Origin of the sequence: Parafrankia elaeagni (assembly GCF_000374165.1) — a bacterium.
GTDB lineage: Bacteria > Actinomycetota > Actinomycetes > Frankiales > Frankiaceae > Parafrankia > Parafrankia elaeagni.
This window is the reverse complement of sequence record NZ_KB893725.1, coordinates 1-15,191: the sequence shown is the minus strand read 5'-3', so window position 1 is coordinate 15,191 and position 15,191 is coordinate 1. Positions and strand designations below refer to the sequence as shown.

Sequence of the window (15,191 nt, the reverse complement as noted above, 5' to 3'; positions counted from 1 at the left end):
GAGGGTCCAGTGCGGGTCGGCGTGATGATCGGACCGGAGCGGGGTGACTCCGCGCGCAAGGTCGGGCGGATGATCGACGACGTCCTGTGGGCCGAGGGCGCGGGAATGGACACGGCCTGGATCCCCCAGGTGCCGTCCGACTTCGACGCCCTGATCGCGGTGGCGCTGATGGGTGCGCGCACCGAGCGGATCGAGCTCGGCACCGCGGTCGTGCCGCTGCAGCCGCAGCACCCGGTGGCGCTGGCGCGCCAGACCCTGTCCGCCCAGGCGGCCACCGGGGGGCGGCTCGCGCTCGGCGTCGGCCCGTCACACCACTGGATCGTGCGGGACATGCTCGGCCTGCCCTACGACAAGCCGGCCGCGTTCACCCGTGACTACCTGCAGGTCCTCAAGGCCGCCCTGAGCGGGCCGGGGCCGGTGGACGTCGAGAACGACACCTTCACCGTCCACAACCCGATGGAGATCGGCCCGGTCGCCCCGCTGCCGGTGTTCCTCGCCGCGCTCGGCCCGGTCATGCTGCGCATCGCCGGTGAGCAGGGCGACGGCACCGTGCTGTGGCTGGCCGACGAGCGCGCGGTCGCCGACCATGTCGCGCCCCGCATCACCAAGGCGGCCGAGGAGGCGGGCCGCCCGGCGCCCCGCATCGTCGCCGGCATCCCGGTCTGCCTGTGCGCGCCGCAGGACGTCGACCGGGCCCGCGAGCGGGCCAACCGCATCCTCGGCGAGGCCGAGGTCTCCCCGAACTACCAGCGCCTGCTCGACCAGGGCGACGCGACGAACGTCGGGGACATCGCCGCCGTCGGCGACGAGAAGGCCATCCTGGCCCGGTTCCGCAGCTTCGCCGACGCGGGCGTCACCGACCTGTCCGTGCGCCTGCTGCCGATCGGGGAGAACCGCGACGAGCTCGTCGCCTCCAAGCGCCGGACACGGGAAGTGATCGCCGCCCTCGCGGCCGAAGTCAGATGAGCGCGGGACCGCTCGCCGGCATCCGCATCCTGGAGGTCGGCCACATCCTCGCGGGCCCGTACGCGACGATGCTGCTCGCCGACCTCGGGGCGGAGGTCACGAAGCTGGAGCCGCCGGGCGGTGACCTCTCCCGGCAGGTCAGCGACGCCTACTTCGCCAGCCTCAACCGGGGCAAGCGCAGCATCCGCCTCGACCTGACCAGCGAGCAGGGGCAGGCCCGGCTCGGCGAGCTCGCCGCCGACGCGCACGCACTGCTGGTCAACCTCAAGCCGTCGGCCATCCGGAACTTCGGCCTGACCTACGAGGCGCTGCGCCGGTACAACGAGAAGATCGTCTGCGTGGCGCTGACCGGCTTCGGGCTGAACGCCGGCGACGACCCGGCGTTCGACTACGTCATCCAGGCCGCCACCGGGGTCGCCTCGCTGACCGGCGATCCCGACGGCCCGCCGACCCTGCCCGGCTACTCCGCGGCGGACAACTCGACCGGCATGACGGCGGCGCTCGCCCTGCTCGCCCAGATCGTCTCCGGCCGCGGCGGGCAGCTGGACGTCTCGCTGCGCGACGTGATGCTCTCCCAGCTCAACTACCGGGCGTCCGCCTACCTCAACGACGGCGTCGAACCGCGCCGGCTGCCGAACGGCGCGCACTCCTACTACGTGCCCGCGCAGCTGTTCCCCACCGCCGACGGCCACCTGGCGCTGTTCGTCACCCACGACGGCTTCTGGAGGAAGTTCTCCGCCGAGGCCGGCGTGACGGGCTTCGCGACGATGGCGGAGCGGGCCGCCCGGCGCGAGGAGGTGCTCGACGTGGTCACCAAGGCCCTCGCCGCCGACACGGCGGAGAGCTGGGAGACGCGCCTGAAGCGCCTCGGCGTCCCGGCGGCCAAGGTCCGCTCGCTGCCCGAGGCACTCGAACGCACCCCGGACATGGTCGTGCAGGCCGGCGACTTCCGGCTGGTCGCCAGCCCCATCCGGGTCGCCGGCTACGAGCCGGAGTACGGCCCCCCACCCCACCTCGGTGAACACGGCGACTTCACCGGCACGGCATAGGGCGTAGAGGATTTGCTAAACTCCGGTCGTGGACGAGTGGGAGGTCCGCGTCACCGACGAGTTTCTGACCTGGGCCGGCGGGCTCGACCCGAGGTCGAAGGCCCTCGTCGTCGACGCGATTGACCGGCTGGCCGATGCCGGGCCAAGCCTGGGCCGACCGCTGGTCGACCGTCTGGTCGGTTCGGAGATCCACAACCTCAAGGAGCTCAGGCCCGGTTCCGCGGGCTCCTCGGAGATCCGCATCCTCTTCGTCTTCGACCCCTGGCGCTCCGCGATTCTGCTGGTCGGCGGCGACAAGTCGGGCAACTGGTCCGGGTGGTACCGCACGGCGATCCCACAGGCGGAGACGCTGTACGTCGAGTACGTGAAAGAACGGGAAGCCGAGGAGGGCAGCTCATGACCAGGTTTCCCCGGTGGGACGACGTCCGCGCCGGCCTGGTCGCCGACGCCGGCGGCGACCAGGCCCTGTCCGAGGCTCACCGGCGTAACCAGGCCTACATCGACGGCCACCGGCTCGCCGAACGCCGCAGACTTCTCGGCCTGACCCAGACCGACGTCGCCGAGCGCATGGGTGTCAGCAAGAGCCGGGTCTCCCAGATCGAACGCGGCGAGGTCTCCACCGTCGACGTCATCGCCCGCTACGTCCAGGCTCTCGGCGGACAGATCCAGATCACCGCCGTCTTCGGTGACGACATCTATATCCTGCGGGGCGCCGACACACCTGCCGCGTGACAGTCACGAACTGCACCAGGCATCACCTTGATCAGATCATCCTTGATCTGCGGGGACGCTGGACTGGAAGATAACGCGTTCCCCCCCCGCCCACGGGTTCCTGGAAGTGGGCGAAGCAGCGTTCCAGGAGGTCGTCGGAGACGGTGACGCTGTTGGCGTCGTCACGCCCGGTTGCGGATCGCCAGCCGACGCCGCAGCGCCGTGGTCGCCCGCTGCCGGACCGGGCCTCGGACGGCCCGGTCGGCGGCGGTCGGGTCACTACTCGTAGCGGACGACCACGGACGCCGAGCCCGGCACGCCCTGGCAGGTGAGGACGTAGCCCTCCTCGACCTCCTCCTCGGTCAGGGCCTCGTTGACGCGCATGGTGGCGCTGCCCTCCTCGAGCTTGGCGATGCAGGTGGCGCACGTGCCGGACTCGCAGGAGAACGGCGGCGCCAGCCCGCCGCGCCGGGCGCTCTCCAGCAGCGTCTCGCCGGGGCGGCGCGGCACCACGATCTTCTTGCGGCGCAGGTGGATCGTGACCGTGCCCTCGAGCTCCGCCGTGGCTGTGGCCGCCGGGCCACCGGCCTCGACCGCGGCCTCGGTGGCGGGCGCGGTGACCGCGGCCGCGCCGAAACGCTCGGTGAAGACCTTCCCCGGCCCGGGGAAGGAGTTCTCGACGAGGTCCATGAAGGGCTCGGGCCCGCAGACGTAGACGTCGGCGTCGGTGTCCGCACCGACGAACGCGGCGACGCCGGCGGCGTCGACGTACCCGCTGTCGGTGTCGAGGTGGCGCACGACGGTGAGCCGGTCCGGGTACTGCGCGACCAGGTCCGCCAGGGCGGCCTCGAAGATCATCGACGGCTGGTCGCGGTCGGCGCACAGCAGGCGGACACGGCGCTTCGTACCGGCCAGCGCGCTCTTCGCCAGCGACAGCACGGGAGTGATGCCGCTGCCGCCGCAGAAGCCCAGCAGCGGGACGTCGGTGTCCCGCAGGCAGAAGACGCCGTGCGGCTCGGTGATCTCGACCTCGTCGCCGGGGGAGACGTTGTCGATCAGCCAGTTGGAGACCCGGCCGCCGGGCACCCGCTTGACGGTCGTCATCATCTCGGTGTCGGTCTCCGGGGCGCTCGACATCGAGTACGAGCGCAGCAGCTCCTCACCGTCGATCTGGAGCCGGAAGGTGACGAACTGCCCGGCCCGGTAGGTGAACGGCCCGCTGCTGGGGGCGATGACGAAGGTGCGGGTGTCGGCGGTCTCGCGGATGACCCGGGTGACGGTCGCCCTCTGGAACAGAGGGGGTCTCGGCATCAACGGCCTCCTTCTGGTATGAAGATTCTACTTGGGTGAGAATATAATTTCCGAACGCGAGTGGGGCCGCAGCGGCGCCCCCGTGCGCAGCTGCTTCGCGTGGTGACCTTCCGACCCGCGCGGTGACCGTTCGAGAGGAGCGCCAGTGAGTGAACGGACTGCGCTCGTCTTCGACGAACGGGAGTACAGCCTGGCACGGATCGAGGCGCTGACGGACGGGATGGCCACGGCGCTGGCGAAGCACGGGGTGCGGGCCGGTGAGCGGGTGGCGCTCATGGCCTCGAACCGGCCGGAGTTCGTTGTCGCGGTCCGGGCCGCATGGCGGCTGGGAGCGGCCATCGTACTGCTCAGCCCGTCCTGGAAACAGGTCGAGATCGAGCACGCGCTGGCCATCACCGGAGCCGAGCGGGCGATCGGCGACCAGGAGGCGCTCGGCGCCCTGCTGCCGATGTGGCACCTGGACGAGCCCTTCCCCGACGCCGGCGGCCCGTTCCCCGCCACCGACCCGGACGCCGACGCGCTGCTCGTCTTCAGCTCGGGCACCACCGGCCTGCCGAAGGCCGTCCGGCACACGGGCCGCTCCTTCGCCGCCGCGGTCGGTCACTGGCGCACCGCGCTGGGCCTGACCGCCGCCGACCGGATCCAGATCACCACCCCGCCGTCGCACATCCTCGGCCTGCTCAACATCGTCACCGCGCTGGAGACCGGCGCCTGGCTGCGCCTGCACCGCCGGTTCGACCTGGAGCTGATGCTGCGCGCGATCGAGCGCGACCGGATCACCGTGGAGATGGCGGTCGCGCCGATCGCGCTGGCGCTCGCCTCGCACCCCGCACTCGAGTCGTACGACCTGTCGTCCCTGCGGTACATCATGTGGGGCGCCACCCCGGTCACCGCGAGCGTCGCCGAGACGGTCACCCGGCGCACCGGCGTCGGCTGGGTCCCCGCCTACGGGGCCAGCGAGCTGCCGGTCATCACCTGCAGTCCGCTCGACGGCGCCCGGCTCGACAGCGTCGGGCAGGCGGTGCCCGGCGTGCGGCTGCGGGTGGTGTCGCTGGAGAGCGGGGCCGTGCTCGGCCCCGGGGAGACCGGCGAGATCCAGGCCCGCGCCGACTCGCTGATGGCCGGCTACCTGCCCGCCGAGGCCACGGCCGAGGCGTTCGACGATGGCTGGTACCGCACCGGCGACGTCGGCAGCCTGGACGACGGCGGCTGGCTGCGGCTGACCGACCGGGTCCGGGAGATGGTCAAGATCCGCGGGTTCCAGGTCGCCCCCGCCGAGGTCGAGGGCGTGCTGCACGCCCATCCCGCGGTGATCGACTGCGCGGTGTTCGGCATTCCCGACCCGGCCGACGGCGAGGCCCTGGTCGCCGCCGTCACGACCAGCGGGCCGGTCGAGGCGGCGGAGCTCGTCTCCTGGGTCGGCGAGCGGCTCGCCTCCTACAAGCGACCCCGCGAGGTCGTGTTCGTGGCCGACATCCCCCGCCTGCCCTCGGGCAAGGTACTGCGGCGAGTTCTCAAGGAGCGCTATGGACGTACGTCTGACCACTGAGCAGCGTGAGCTGCGCACCGCGGCCGCCCGGCTGGCCGACGACCTGGGCCCGGGATCCGTCCTCGACCTCGAGGACACCGAGCGGGTCGAGCGGCTGGAGAAGGCGGTCGCGGCCACCGGCTGGCGGTCGCTGCGCACCGACGGCGCCTCCGGGGTCGAGGTCGCCCTGGTCGTCGAGGAGTTCGCCCGCGGGCTGGTGGACGTCCCGTTCCTCGGCCCGGTGCTGGCCGATGACCTGCGGGCGAAGCTGGGCGTGGAGGGGGAGCCGACCGCGCTCGCCGTCGGCGGGGAGGCGGTGGACGCCCGCGGTCTGGGCACGGCCCTCGGCATCCTCGGGACCAGCGCTGGCAGCGCGGGTGCCGGGAGCGCGGTTGCCGGGAGCGTCGGTGTCGGCACGGCCACGGTCGGCGAGCCGGTGTACGGGATCGACCTCACCCGGACCAGCGCCGCGGTCAGCGGGCCGTTCGAGCCCGTCGGCGAGATCCCGGCGGAGGAGGTGCAGCGCTGGGAGGCACTGGCTCTCGTCGTCACGACCGCGGACATCCTCGGCGCCGCCCGTGGCACGTACGCGCTGGCCTGCGACTACGCCAAGGTGCGATCCCAGTACGGCAAGACCATCGGCTCGTTCCAGGCCGTCGCTCACCTGCTCGCCGAGAGCCTGGCGCTGATCGAGGGCTCGGTCAGCGTCCTGCGGTACGCCGCCTGGGCCGTCGACGAGCTCAGCCCGGACGAGGCGCTGCGGGCCGGCAAAGTCGCGAAGGTCTACACCGAGCGCGCCGCGCGGACCATCTGCGAGACCTCGATCCAGGTGCACGGCGGCATCGGCAACACCTGGGAGTGCCTCGCCCACGTCTTCCTGCGTCGCGTGCTGACGTCCGGCGCGCTGCTGCCCGTCTCTCTGGAGGAGATCAGCCTTGGACTTTCGTGATTCGCCGGAGGAGGCCGCCTTCCGCGCGCGGCTGCAGGACTGGCTGGGCGAGAACGCGAAGAAGTTCCCGACCTCGGGGGACGAGTACTGGGCCAAGGCGGCCGAGTGGCACCAGGCCCTCCATGCCGGCGGGTTCTTCGGGACGTCGTGGCCGAAGGCGTACGGCGGGCAGGAGCTGCCCCCCGTCTACGACGTGATCGTCGACGAGGAGCTGGCCCGCGCCGGCGCCCCGGCCCGGCCGAGCCTCGGCTACCTGGTGATCGGCCTGGGCCGGCACGGCAGCGAGGAGCTGCGGCAGCGCTTCCTGCCCGGGATGATCAACGGGACGGAGCGCTGGTGCCAGGGGTTCAGCGAGCCCGGTGCCGGTTCCGACCTGGCCTCGCTGACCACCACGGCCACCCTGGAGGGCGACCACTACGTCCTGAACGGCCACAAGATCTGGACGAGCTACTCCGACGACGCCGACTGGTGCCTCGTGCTCGCCCGTACCAACCCGGACGTCCCGCGGCACAAGGGCATCTCCGGGTTCATCGTGAACATGCACCAGCCTGGCATCGAGCAGCGCCCGCTGCCGATGATCAGCGGCGTGACCAAGGAGTTCGGTCAGGTCCTGTTCGACGGGGCGACCGTGCCGGCCGACCAGATGGTCGGCGCGCCCGGCGAGGGCTGGAAGCTGGCCATGACGGTCGTCAGCCACGAGCGGGAGCCCTCCACCCTGGGGTTCACCGCGCGGTACGGCAAGACCGTGCGCAACCTGGTCGCGCGCCTCGACGGGGAGCCGTCCGAGTCGCTGCGGTGGGCCGCCGTGCAGACCGAGATGCTCCGCCTGCACGTGCGGCGCCGGCTGTCCGAGCAGCTCGACGGGCTCAGCCACGGCCCGGACGGCTCGCTGGACAAGCTGCTGATGACCTGGGTCGAGCAGTCGGTGGGCCACGCCTCGCTGGACGCGGGGGGCACCCGCGACCCCGAGCTGCTGGGCACCTACCTGTACAGCCGGTCCCAGAGCGTCATGGGCGGGACGTCGCAGATCCAGAAGAACATCATCGCGACCCGGATCATCGGGCTGGAGGCCTGACGGGCCGACAGGCCTGACCGCGCCGGCCGGGGCCCCGGTGTCGCATCGGGGCCCCGGCCGGGCCGTGGGGTGCCGAAACCTACTTCGGCGGGAAGCGCAGGGCGCCGTCGAGGCGGATGACCTCGCCGTTGAGGTAGTCGTTGACGATGAGCTGCTCGGCGAGCAGCGCGTACTCGGGGGACTGCCCCATGCGCTTCGGGAAGGGGATCTGCGGGCCCCAGTAGGCCTCCAGCTTGTCGCCGGCCTTGCCGTAGGCCGGCGTCAGGATGGTGCCCGGAGCGATCGCGTTCACCCGGATGCCCAGCGGCGAGAGGTCACGCGCGGCGACCAGCGTCATGGAGATGACGCCACCCTTGGCGGCCGCGTACGCGATCTGGCCGATCTGGCCCTCGAAGCCGGCGATCGACGCGGTGTTGACGATGACGCCCCGGGTGCCGTCCTCGAGCGGCTCCTCCTGGGCGATGGCGGCAGCCGCCAGCCGGGTCACGTTGAACACCGCGGTGAGGTAGTACGTGACGGTCGTCTGGAAGGTGTCCAGGCTGTGCGGCGAGCCGTCCTTGCCGACGAGGCGGCCGCCGCCGGCCGGGCCACCGTGGGTGTCGACCGAGATCCGCAGCGGGCCCAGCGTCTTCGCCTCGGCGATCGCGGCGAGGATGTCCTCCTCGGAGGTGGCGTCCACGTGGACGTAGCGGATGCCCAGCTCCGCCTCCAGCGCCTTGCCCTTCTCGTCCGCGACGTCGGCGACGACGACCTTCGCGCCCGCGGCGTGGAGACGACGGACGGTGGCCTCGCCGAGGCCGCCGGTGCCACCGACGACGAGGGCGGAGTTTCCGCTGATCTGCATTAACGTTTCCCTCTCTTGCTAGTCATGCTCTCGATCTGGAACACTAACATTCTCATGAATGCGATCCCGATCAATAGAGCGGTGCCTCACGGCAGTTGTCGTTCCCGGTTCTCGCGGGACTGTGTCGCGACGCGGCCGTTGACGCGGCCGTCGGTCCGGCCGCGCGCGGCGGGTTCGTGCCCCGGCCGGGTCGGCGCAGCCCGATGACCATTCTGGAGACTGTGGCCGCCGCGCGCGCAGGTTCACTGCGCGCGGTCGGCCGGTTGCTCACCATGGTCGAGGGGGTCGGGCGCGACGAGCTGCTCGCGGTGCTGGAATCGGCGCCGATCCGGGTGCTGGGGGTGACCGGCCCGCCCGGCGCCGGGAAGTCGACCACGATCGGCGCGCTGGTCGGCGCCTACCGGGAGCGCGGGCTGCGGGTGGCGGTGCTCGCCGTCGATCCGTCGTCGCCCTACAGCGGTGGGGCACTGCTCGGCGACCGGATCCGGATGGCCGCGCACACCACCGACACGGGTGTTCTGATCCGCTCGCTGGCGGCCCGCGGCCACCTGGGCGGGCTGTCCGCGGCGGTCCCCGCCGCCGTCCGGGTCCTCGCCGCGCTGTCCTACGACCTGGTACTGCTGGAGACCGTCGGGGTCGGCCAGTCCGAGATCGAGATCGCCGCGGTCGCCGACCCGACGCTGGTCGTGCTGACGCCCGGCGCCGGCGACGCCGTCCAGGCCGCCAAGGCGGGCCTGCTGGAGGTCGCCGACATCATCGTGGTGAACAAGGCCGACCGCGAGGGTGCCGACCAGACCGTCCGTGACCTGCACCAGGAGATCGACGTCCCCGTCCTGACCCTGGTCGCGTCGAAGGGGGAGGGGATCGCCGCCCTGGCCGAGGCGATCGACGCCCACCACCGCACCGACACGCCGGCCAGGCGCACGGCCCGGGCGCATGCCCAGATCCTGTCGCTCGCGCAGACCCGCCTGCGCGAGCACCCCGATCTGGCCGGCCTCGCCGCCGAGGTGGCCGCCGGCCGGCGCGACCCCTACTCGGCGGCCGAGTTTCTGGTCAGGACGCCGCGGAGCCGTTAGACGCCGCGGAGCCGTTGGACGCCGCGGAGCCGTTGACGGAGTTGTTCGCTGAGCCGTTGAAGCCGGTCAGGCAGAATGCCCAGACCTCGTCGGCGGTGATCGGGTGGGCGTGCTCACCCGCGGCGACACCGTTTGACTGCGAAAGGAACATCGCGGTCTGCATCACCATTGCCGCCGCGCGGCGCGGCCGGAGATCGGAGCGGAGCTGACCGCTCGCCGCCGCCCGGGTCATCATTTCGGTGATCACGGCGAGCAGCGGGGCGTGTGCCACCTTCACCTCGGCCGGATGCGAGATCAGCAGCTGCGGCGCGAAGTCGGTGAACAGCGGCCGGCGCTGCCGGGCCTGGTCGGAATGGCTCTGCTCGAACAGGAGGCGGACGGCGATGCGCAGCTGGACCAGTGGGTCGGGCTCGTCGGCGGCAGCCTCGCTGATCTCCTCGGCGGACTCGCTGAGCGCGTTCTCGAACAATGCGAGCAGCAGCTCGTGCTTGCCGCTGAAGTGCTGGTAGAAGCTACGCAGCGACTGGCGCGACCGGTCCACGACCTCCTGTACCGTCAGGTCGAGCGAGCCCTTCTCCGCGATGATCGCCTGGGCCGCGTCCAGGAACTGGACGACGCGCTGCTCGGCGCGGAGCTTGGCGGCCCGCGTGGAGCGCTCGACGGCGCGCTGCTTCCAGGCCGGCTCTTCCTTAGGCATGGTCACGGGCAGCTCCGTCTTCTGGGCCATGTTCAGAACGTACTGCACTGCTGCCGGTACATCCGGCCAACCGTGGTGGTAGGCCACACGTACTGGCTACGAGACCGTGGTTTCGGCCGGCGAGAATGGTATTCTCGCACCAGTTCGCCCCGAATGGCTACAGGCGGGTCGGACCTTACCTGGAACCTGCAAACCGACTCTGGGATGTTGGGAACGTCGGCGGGGGGCCGTCGGTCCCGGGCCGTGCCCGAATCCCACCGCGGGTCCCACCGCGGGCGGGCGCACGTCCAGGTGCGGTACACGACGGGGTGCATCTACCGCGAGGAGCCGATGTGACGTTCTTCCGAGGAGCCGGGCATGCTCTTTGAGTTCGACTCCGACCAGCGGCTGTGGCAGAAGACGGCCCGGGAGGTCCTGACCCGGGAGTGCCCGCCGGAGCTGGTCCGCGCGGTCGCCGACGACGGTGCCGACCCCGCCCCGCTGTGGCGCACCTACACCGACCTCGGCTGGACGGAGCTGGTCGAGCCCGGTGAGGCCGTCGAGCTGGCCATCCTCCTCGAGGAGCTCGGCCGTGCCGTCGACCCCACTCCCTTCCTCGCGACGACCACCTGGTTCGCGCCGCTCGCGCCCGGTGTCGCCGAGCCCGGGCAGACCGGCTCCGCCCTGCTGGAGGGCGTCACCGCCCACCGCGACCGCGACGGCTGGGTCCTGCACGGCTCGGCGCGTCACGTCCTGGACGGCGACCGCGCCGACTGGCTGGCCGTGGTCACCGAGGCAGGTGTCTTCTCCATCCCCGGCTCCGAGGCCGTCGTGACCAGGCTGCCGGTCTTCGACCCCACCCTGCACGTCGCCAGTGTCACGCTGCCCGGCGTCCGGGTCGCCGCCGACGCGCGGCTGGCCGTCGACCCGCGCCCGGCCCGGGACCTGGCCCTCACCGGGCTCGCGCTCACCATCGTCGGCGCCTGCCGCCGCATCCTGGACCTCACGCTCGACCACATCCGCTCCCGCGAGCAGTTCGGCGCGCCGATCGGCTCCTTCCAGGCCGTCAAGCACAAGGCCGTCGACATGCACGTGGCGTTGGAGCGGGCCCGCGCGCTGGCCTACTTCGGCGCGTTGACGATCGCCGCCGACGACCCGCGACGCCGGCTCGCGGCGTCGATGGCGAAGGCGGCGGCCGGCGAATGCCAGTCCGTCGTCGTCCGCAACGGCCTGCAGCTGTTCGGCGGCATGGGCTTCACCTGGGAGAACGACCTGCAGTTCGCGCTCAAGCGGGCGGTGGCGGGCGGGCTGCTGCTCGGCGGGGCCGCCGAACACCGGGCACTGATCGCCGAGGAGTACCGTGCAGCTCACATTTGACGCCGACGTCGAGAGCTTCCGCGCCGAGTTCGCGGCCTTCCTCGACGCGAACCTGCCCACCGAGGCCGAGACCACCGAGCGTGCCTACTCCAGCGCCCACGTGCCCGACTGGGCCCGGCGCTGGCAGCGGCTGCTGTTCGACGCCGGCTGGCTGCTGCCCGGCAACACCCCCGAGTTCGGCGGGCGGGGTGCCTCCATCGTCGAGCAGTACGTGCACCTGGAGGAGCTCAGCCGGCGGCGGATCTACCACAGCTTCAACCCACAGGGCCTGGGCATCATCGCCGCCTCGCTGCTCTCCTTCGGCTCCGAGGAGCAGAAGCGGCGCTGGGCGGTGCCGATCCTGCGCGCCGAGATCACCGCGGCGCTCGGGATGAGCGAGCCCGGCGCCGGGTCCGACCTCGCCTCGCTGCGCACCCGCGCCGTCCTCGACGGTGACCACTTCGTCGTCAACGGCCAGAAGATCTGGACGTCCGGCGCGCACGACGCCGACGTCCTGCTGACCTTCGTGCGGACCGACCCGGACGCGCCGAAGCACAAGGGGATCAGCGTGCTGCTGATCCCGACCGACACCCCCGGGGTGACCCGCCGGCCGTTCGGCTCGGTGGTCGACCGTGACGACGTCGACTTCAACGAGGTCTTCTTCGACGACGTCCGGGTGCCCGCCGAGAACCTCGTCGGCGCGCTCAACAACGGCTGGCACGTCGCCAACGGCTCGCTCGGGCACGAGCGGACCCTGCTGTGGCTGAGCTTCGCCGAACGGCTCGAGGACCTCGCCCGCGACTTCCACCCGGCCGACGTCCTCGGCGCCGACGCCTACGCCCGCCTCGTCATGGACCTGCAGGCGCTGCGCCTGCTCGGCTCGGCGGCGCTGGCCCGCGCCGCGCGCGGCGAGCAGGACGTCGCCGCGCTGTCGGTGCTGAAGCTGCTGGGCTCGGAGGCGGTGCAGAAGGCCTCGGAGCAGGCGATGGAATCCGCCGGGGCGGACGCACTGGTCCATCCGGTGGTGGCCGCGCCGTACGCTCACCTGAGCCTCGAGGCCTTCTCGTCCGGGTGGTTCGAGCGCTACCTGCGCTCCTTCGCCGGGACCATCGCGGGAGGCACCTCGGAGATCCAGCGCACGATCATCGCCGAGCGGGTGCTCGGACTGCCCCGGAGCTGAGGAGCTGGTGTGTACATCGACTACGACGTCGCCGACCGGATCGCGACGATTACTCTCAACCGTCCTGAAGCGGCGAACGCCCAGAACGCGGAGCTCCTCGAGGAGCTCGACCAGGCCTGGACGCGTGCTGCCACCGACAACGACGTCGCCGTCATCATCCTGCGGGCCGAGGGGAAGCACTTCTCGGCGGGCCACGACCTGAAGTCGAACGAGCCCGTCCCCGAGAAGATCACCCTGGAGGACATCTACCGGATCGAGGCGCGCCGCTACCTCGAGTTCTCGCTGCGGTGGCGCAATGTCCCGAAGCCGTCCATCGCCGCGGTGCAGGGCCGGTGCATCGCCGGCGGGCTGCTGCTGGCCTGGCCGTGTGACCTCATCGTCGCGGCCGACGACGCGCTGTTCTCCGACCCGGTCGTGGCCATGGGCATCGGCGGCGTCGAGTACCACGGCCACACCTGGGAACTGGGCCCGCGCAAGGCCAAGGAGATCCTGTTCACCGGCCGGGCCGTGACCGCGACCGAGGCCGAGCAGGTCGGCATGGTGAATCGGGTCGTGCCCCGCGCGGAGCTGGACACGCAGGTCCGGGCGCTCGCCGAGCACATCGCCACGATGCCGAGCTTCGGGCTGCGCCAGGCCAAGCGCGCGGTCAACCAGACGCTGGACGTCCAGGGCTTCTACGCGGCGATCCAGTCCGTGTTCGAGATCCACCAGACCGGGCACGGCAACGCGCTGAGCGTCGGCGGGTGGCCGGTGCTGGTCAATCTCGACCAGATGAAGACGGCGATCAAGAAGGCCGACTAGCCGCCCGCCTCCGCGGTCCCGGGTGCCCGGCTCCGGTCCCTGGCGCCGGGTGCCCGGCGCCAGGCCGCCCGGGACCGCGCCGCCCGGGACCGCGTCCACAGCTCCAGCCCCGGGGCATCCCCCGCAGGGGGGTTGCTGGCCGCCAGGGTTTCCCCACGCGTCCCATCGCACGGGCTGCCGGGCAGGGCCTCCGTCCCGGCCGGCGGCAGTGCGTCCCGCCAGGCGTCATCCGGACGCTGCTGGCTCAGCCCGAGGAGGCCGCCATGACCGCGACAGACGAGCGGGAACGTCACGGGGCGACGGGGGGCGGCCGGCGCCCGATGGAGGGACTGCTGGTCGTCGGACTGGAGCAGGCCGTCGCCGCTCCGATCGCCACCCGCCACCTGGCCGACATGGGCGCCCGGGTGGTGAAGGTCGAGAACCCCCGCGGCGGAGACTTCGCCCGCCACTACGACAAGGCTCTGAACGGCATGGCGGCCCACTTCGTCTGGTGCAACCGCGGCAAGGAGTCGCTCGCCCTCAACTGGACGGACCCCCGCGGCGCCGAGGCACTGGAACGCCTGCTCAGCCGCGCCGACGTCCTCATCCAGAACCTGGCGCCCGGCGCGGCGAGTCGGCGCGGCCTGGCCGCCGAGCAGGTCACCGCGCGCCACCCGCGGCTCGTCGCGGTCGACATCTCCGGCTACGGCGAGGGCGGCCCGCTCTCCCACAAGCGCGCCTACGACCTGCTGGTGCAGTCCGAGGGCGGTTCCTGCGCGATCACCGGCGAGCCCGGGCGGCCGGCGAAGGCCGGCATTCCTCTCGTCGACCTCGCCACCGGTATGTACGCCCTGACCTCGGTGCTCGCCGCCCTCTACGCCCGGCGGGAGACCGGGCGCGGCTCGGCGATCGCGGTCAGCCTCTTCGACGTCGTCACCGAGTGGATGGGCTACCCGCTCAACTTCACCATGGGCACCGGCGTCGAGCAGGAGCCGGCCGGCGTCGGCTCGCCCGCCGTCGCCCCCTACGGGGCGTACCCGACGGCCGACGGGCAGACAGTCGTGCTCGGCACCACGAACGACGGGGAGTGGCAGCGCCTGGCCCGCCAGGTCCTCGGCCGCCCCGACCTCGCCGACGACCCGGCCTACGCCGGCAACGCCGACCGCGTCCGCGAGCGCACCCAGCTGGACGCCGTGATCTCGGCCTGGTCGAAGAGCCTCACCCTGGCACGGGCGCAGGAGATCCTCGACGAGGCGGGGCTCGGCAACGCCCGCCTCAACAGCGTCCAGGAGGTCCTGGACCACCCGCACCTCGTCGCCCGGGACCGCTGGCAGGACGTGGCCACTCCCACCGGCACCGTGCGCGCACTGCTCCCGCCGCCCATCGCGGCCGAGTGGTCCCCGCCGATGGGCGCGGTGCCCGCGCTCGGGGAGCACACCGACGCCGTCCTGGCCGAGCTCGGATACTCGGCGGACGAGATCGTCGCCCTCCGTGCCGACAAGGTGGTGTGACGGAGCGGCCGTCACGAGCGCTCCAGCGCCGGGTTGGCTGGTCGTGGTCCGACACCTGTGGGTCGCATCGGGTGATCTGACACTGTGTCTGGTTTCTCGCCGCGCGGTCGAGTGCTGCGTTCGCGTGCCTAAAGGGCCACCTGTGTCCGTCCTGCCCGGAGCCTTGACGGATCGAGAGG

15 protein-coding genes are annotated in these 15,191 nt (G+C 72.1%); 12 read left to right on the top strand and 3 right to left on the bottom strand.

The window, feature by feature from the left end; all coding sequences use genetic code 11:
• Nucleotides 1–9: 9 nt before the first annotated feature.
• From B207_RS0115515 to B207_RS0115500, 4 genes are read left to right on the top strand one after another with little or no spacing between them, the layout of a single operon-like run.
• Nucleotides 10–966, top strand: coding sequence for an LLM class F420-dependent oxidoreductase (locus tag B207_RS0115515; RefSeq protein WP_018637465.1), 957 nt, complete (start codon nt 10–12; stop codon nt 964–966).
• Nucleotides 963–2,015 carry a CaiB/BaiF CoA transferase family protein gene (locus B207_RS0115510; RefSeq protein WP_018637464.1) on the top strand — a complete coding sequence of 351 codons (1,053 nt, stop codon included), beginning with the start codon at nt 963–965 and terminating at the stop codon, nt 2,013–2,015. The genes B207_RS0115515 and B207_RS0115510 overlap by 4 nt, the downstream gene beginning before the upstream one ends.
• 28 nt (nt 2,016–2,043) lie before the next feature.
• Nucleotides 2,044–2,415, top strand: coding sequence for a type II toxin-antitoxin system RelE/ParE family toxin (locus B207_RS0115505; RefSeq protein ID WP_018637463.1), 372 nt, complete (start codon nt 2,044–2,046; stop codon nt 2,413–2,415).
• Nucleotides 2,412–2,747 (top strand): helix-turn-helix domain-containing protein, encoded by a 336-nt coding sequence (locus B207_RS0115500; RefSeq protein ID WP_018637462.1) that lies wholly within the window; start codon nt 2,412–2,414, stop codon nt 2,745–2,747. Before B207_RS0115505 ends, B207_RS0115500 begins: the two co-directional genes overlap by 4 nt.
• A gap of 258 nt (nt 2,748–3,005) precedes the next feature.
• Here B207_RS0115500 and B207_RS0115495 read toward each other — a convergent pair whose 3' ends face one another.
• Nucleotides 3,006–4,037, bottom strand: a complete 1,032-nt coding sequence (locus B207_RS0115495) for a ferredoxin--NADP reductase (protein WP_018637461.1) — start codon at nt 4,035–4,037, stop codon at nt 3,006–3,008.
• Between the two features lie 145 nt (nt 4,038–4,182).
• Here B207_RS0115495 and B207_RS0115490 point away from each other — a divergent pair, with 145 nt between their 5' ends.
• Genes B207_RS0115490 through B207_RS0115480 form a run of 3 tightly spaced genes read left to right on the top strand, consistent with a single transcriptional unit; the run spans nt 4,183 to nt 7,589 of the window.
• Nucleotides 4,183–5,586: a class I adenylate-forming enzyme family protein gene (locus tag B207_RS0115490; protein ID WP_018637460.1), complete on the top strand. Its 1,404-nt coding sequence runs from the start codon at nt 4,183–4,185 to the stop codon at nt 5,584–5,586.
• Entirely contained in the window at nt 5,564–6,514 is a 951-nt protein-coding gene (locus B207_RS0115485; RefSeq protein ID WP_018637459.1) for an acyl-CoA dehydrogenase family protein, read from the top strand. Before B207_RS0115490 ends, B207_RS0115485 begins: the two co-directional genes overlap by 23 nt.
• Nucleotides 6,501–7,589, top strand: coding sequence for an acyl-CoA dehydrogenase family protein (locus B207_RS0115480; protein WP_018637458.1), 1,089 nt, complete (start codon nt 6,501–6,503; stop codon nt 7,587–7,589). The genes B207_RS0115485 and B207_RS0115480 overlap by 14 nt, the downstream gene beginning before the upstream one ends.
• Before the next feature lie 79 nt (nt 7,590–7,668).
• Here the strand turns inward: B207_RS0115480 and B207_RS0115475 are convergent, their stop codons facing one another.
• The gene (locus B207_RS0115475; RefSeq protein ID WP_018637457.1) at nt 7,669–8,433 is read right to left on the bottom strand and encodes an SDR family NAD(P)-dependent oxidoreductase; all 765 of its coding nucleotides are present in this window, start codon (nt 8,431–8,433) and stop codon (nt 7,669–7,671) included.
• Nucleotides 8,434–8,636: 203 nt separating this feature from the next.
• Here B207_RS0115475 and meaB point away from each other — a divergent pair, with 203 nt between their 5' ends.
• On the top strand, nt 8,637–9,509 hold the full coding sequence (meaB, locus tag B207_RS0115470; protein ID WP_035740827.1) for a methylmalonyl Co-A mutase-associated GTPase MeaB: 873 nt from the start codon (nt 8,637–8,639) through the stop codon (nt 9,507–9,509).
• Here meaB and B207_RS0115465 read toward each other — a convergent pair.
• Nucleotides 9,487–10,236, bottom strand: coding sequence for a TetR/AcrR family transcriptional regulator (locus B207_RS0115465; protein ID WP_051102546.1), 750 nt, complete (start codon nt 10,234–10,236; stop codon nt 9,487–9,489). The two genes, meaB and B207_RS0115465, sit on opposite strands and share 23 nt — an antisense overlap.
• A 327-nt stretch (nt 10,237–10,563) precedes the next feature.
• Between B207_RS0115465 and B207_RS0115460 the strand changes: the two genes are divergently transcribed.
• From B207_RS0115460 to B207_RS0115445, 4 genes are all read left to right on the top strand, one after another.
• On the top strand, nt 10,564–11,562 hold the full coding sequence (locus B207_RS0115460; protein WP_018637454.1) for an acyl-CoA dehydrogenase family protein: 999 nt from the start codon (nt 10,564–10,566) through the stop codon (nt 11,560–11,562).
• A complete protein-coding gene (locus tag B207_RS0115455; RefSeq protein ID WP_018637453.1) occupies nt 11,546–12,721 on the top strand; it encodes an acyl-CoA dehydrogenase family protein in 1,176 nt (391 codons plus the stop codon). Before B207_RS0115460 ends, B207_RS0115455 begins: the two co-directional genes overlap by 17 nt.
• Before the next feature lie 9 nt (nt 12,722–12,730).
• Entirely contained in the window at nt 12,731–13,522 is a 792-nt protein-coding gene (locus tag B207_RS0115450) for an enoyl-CoA hydratase (protein WP_018637452.1), read from the top strand.
• 263 nt (nt 13,523–13,785) lie between these two features.
• Nucleotides 13,786–15,012 carry a CaiB/BaiF CoA transferase family protein gene (locus B207_RS0115445; RefSeq protein ID WP_018637451.1) on the top strand — a complete coding sequence of 409 codons (1,227 nt, stop codon included), beginning with the start codon at nt 13,786–13,788 and terminating at the stop codon, nt 15,010–15,012.
• The last annotated feature ends 179 nt before the right edge of the window (nt 15,013–15,191 follow it).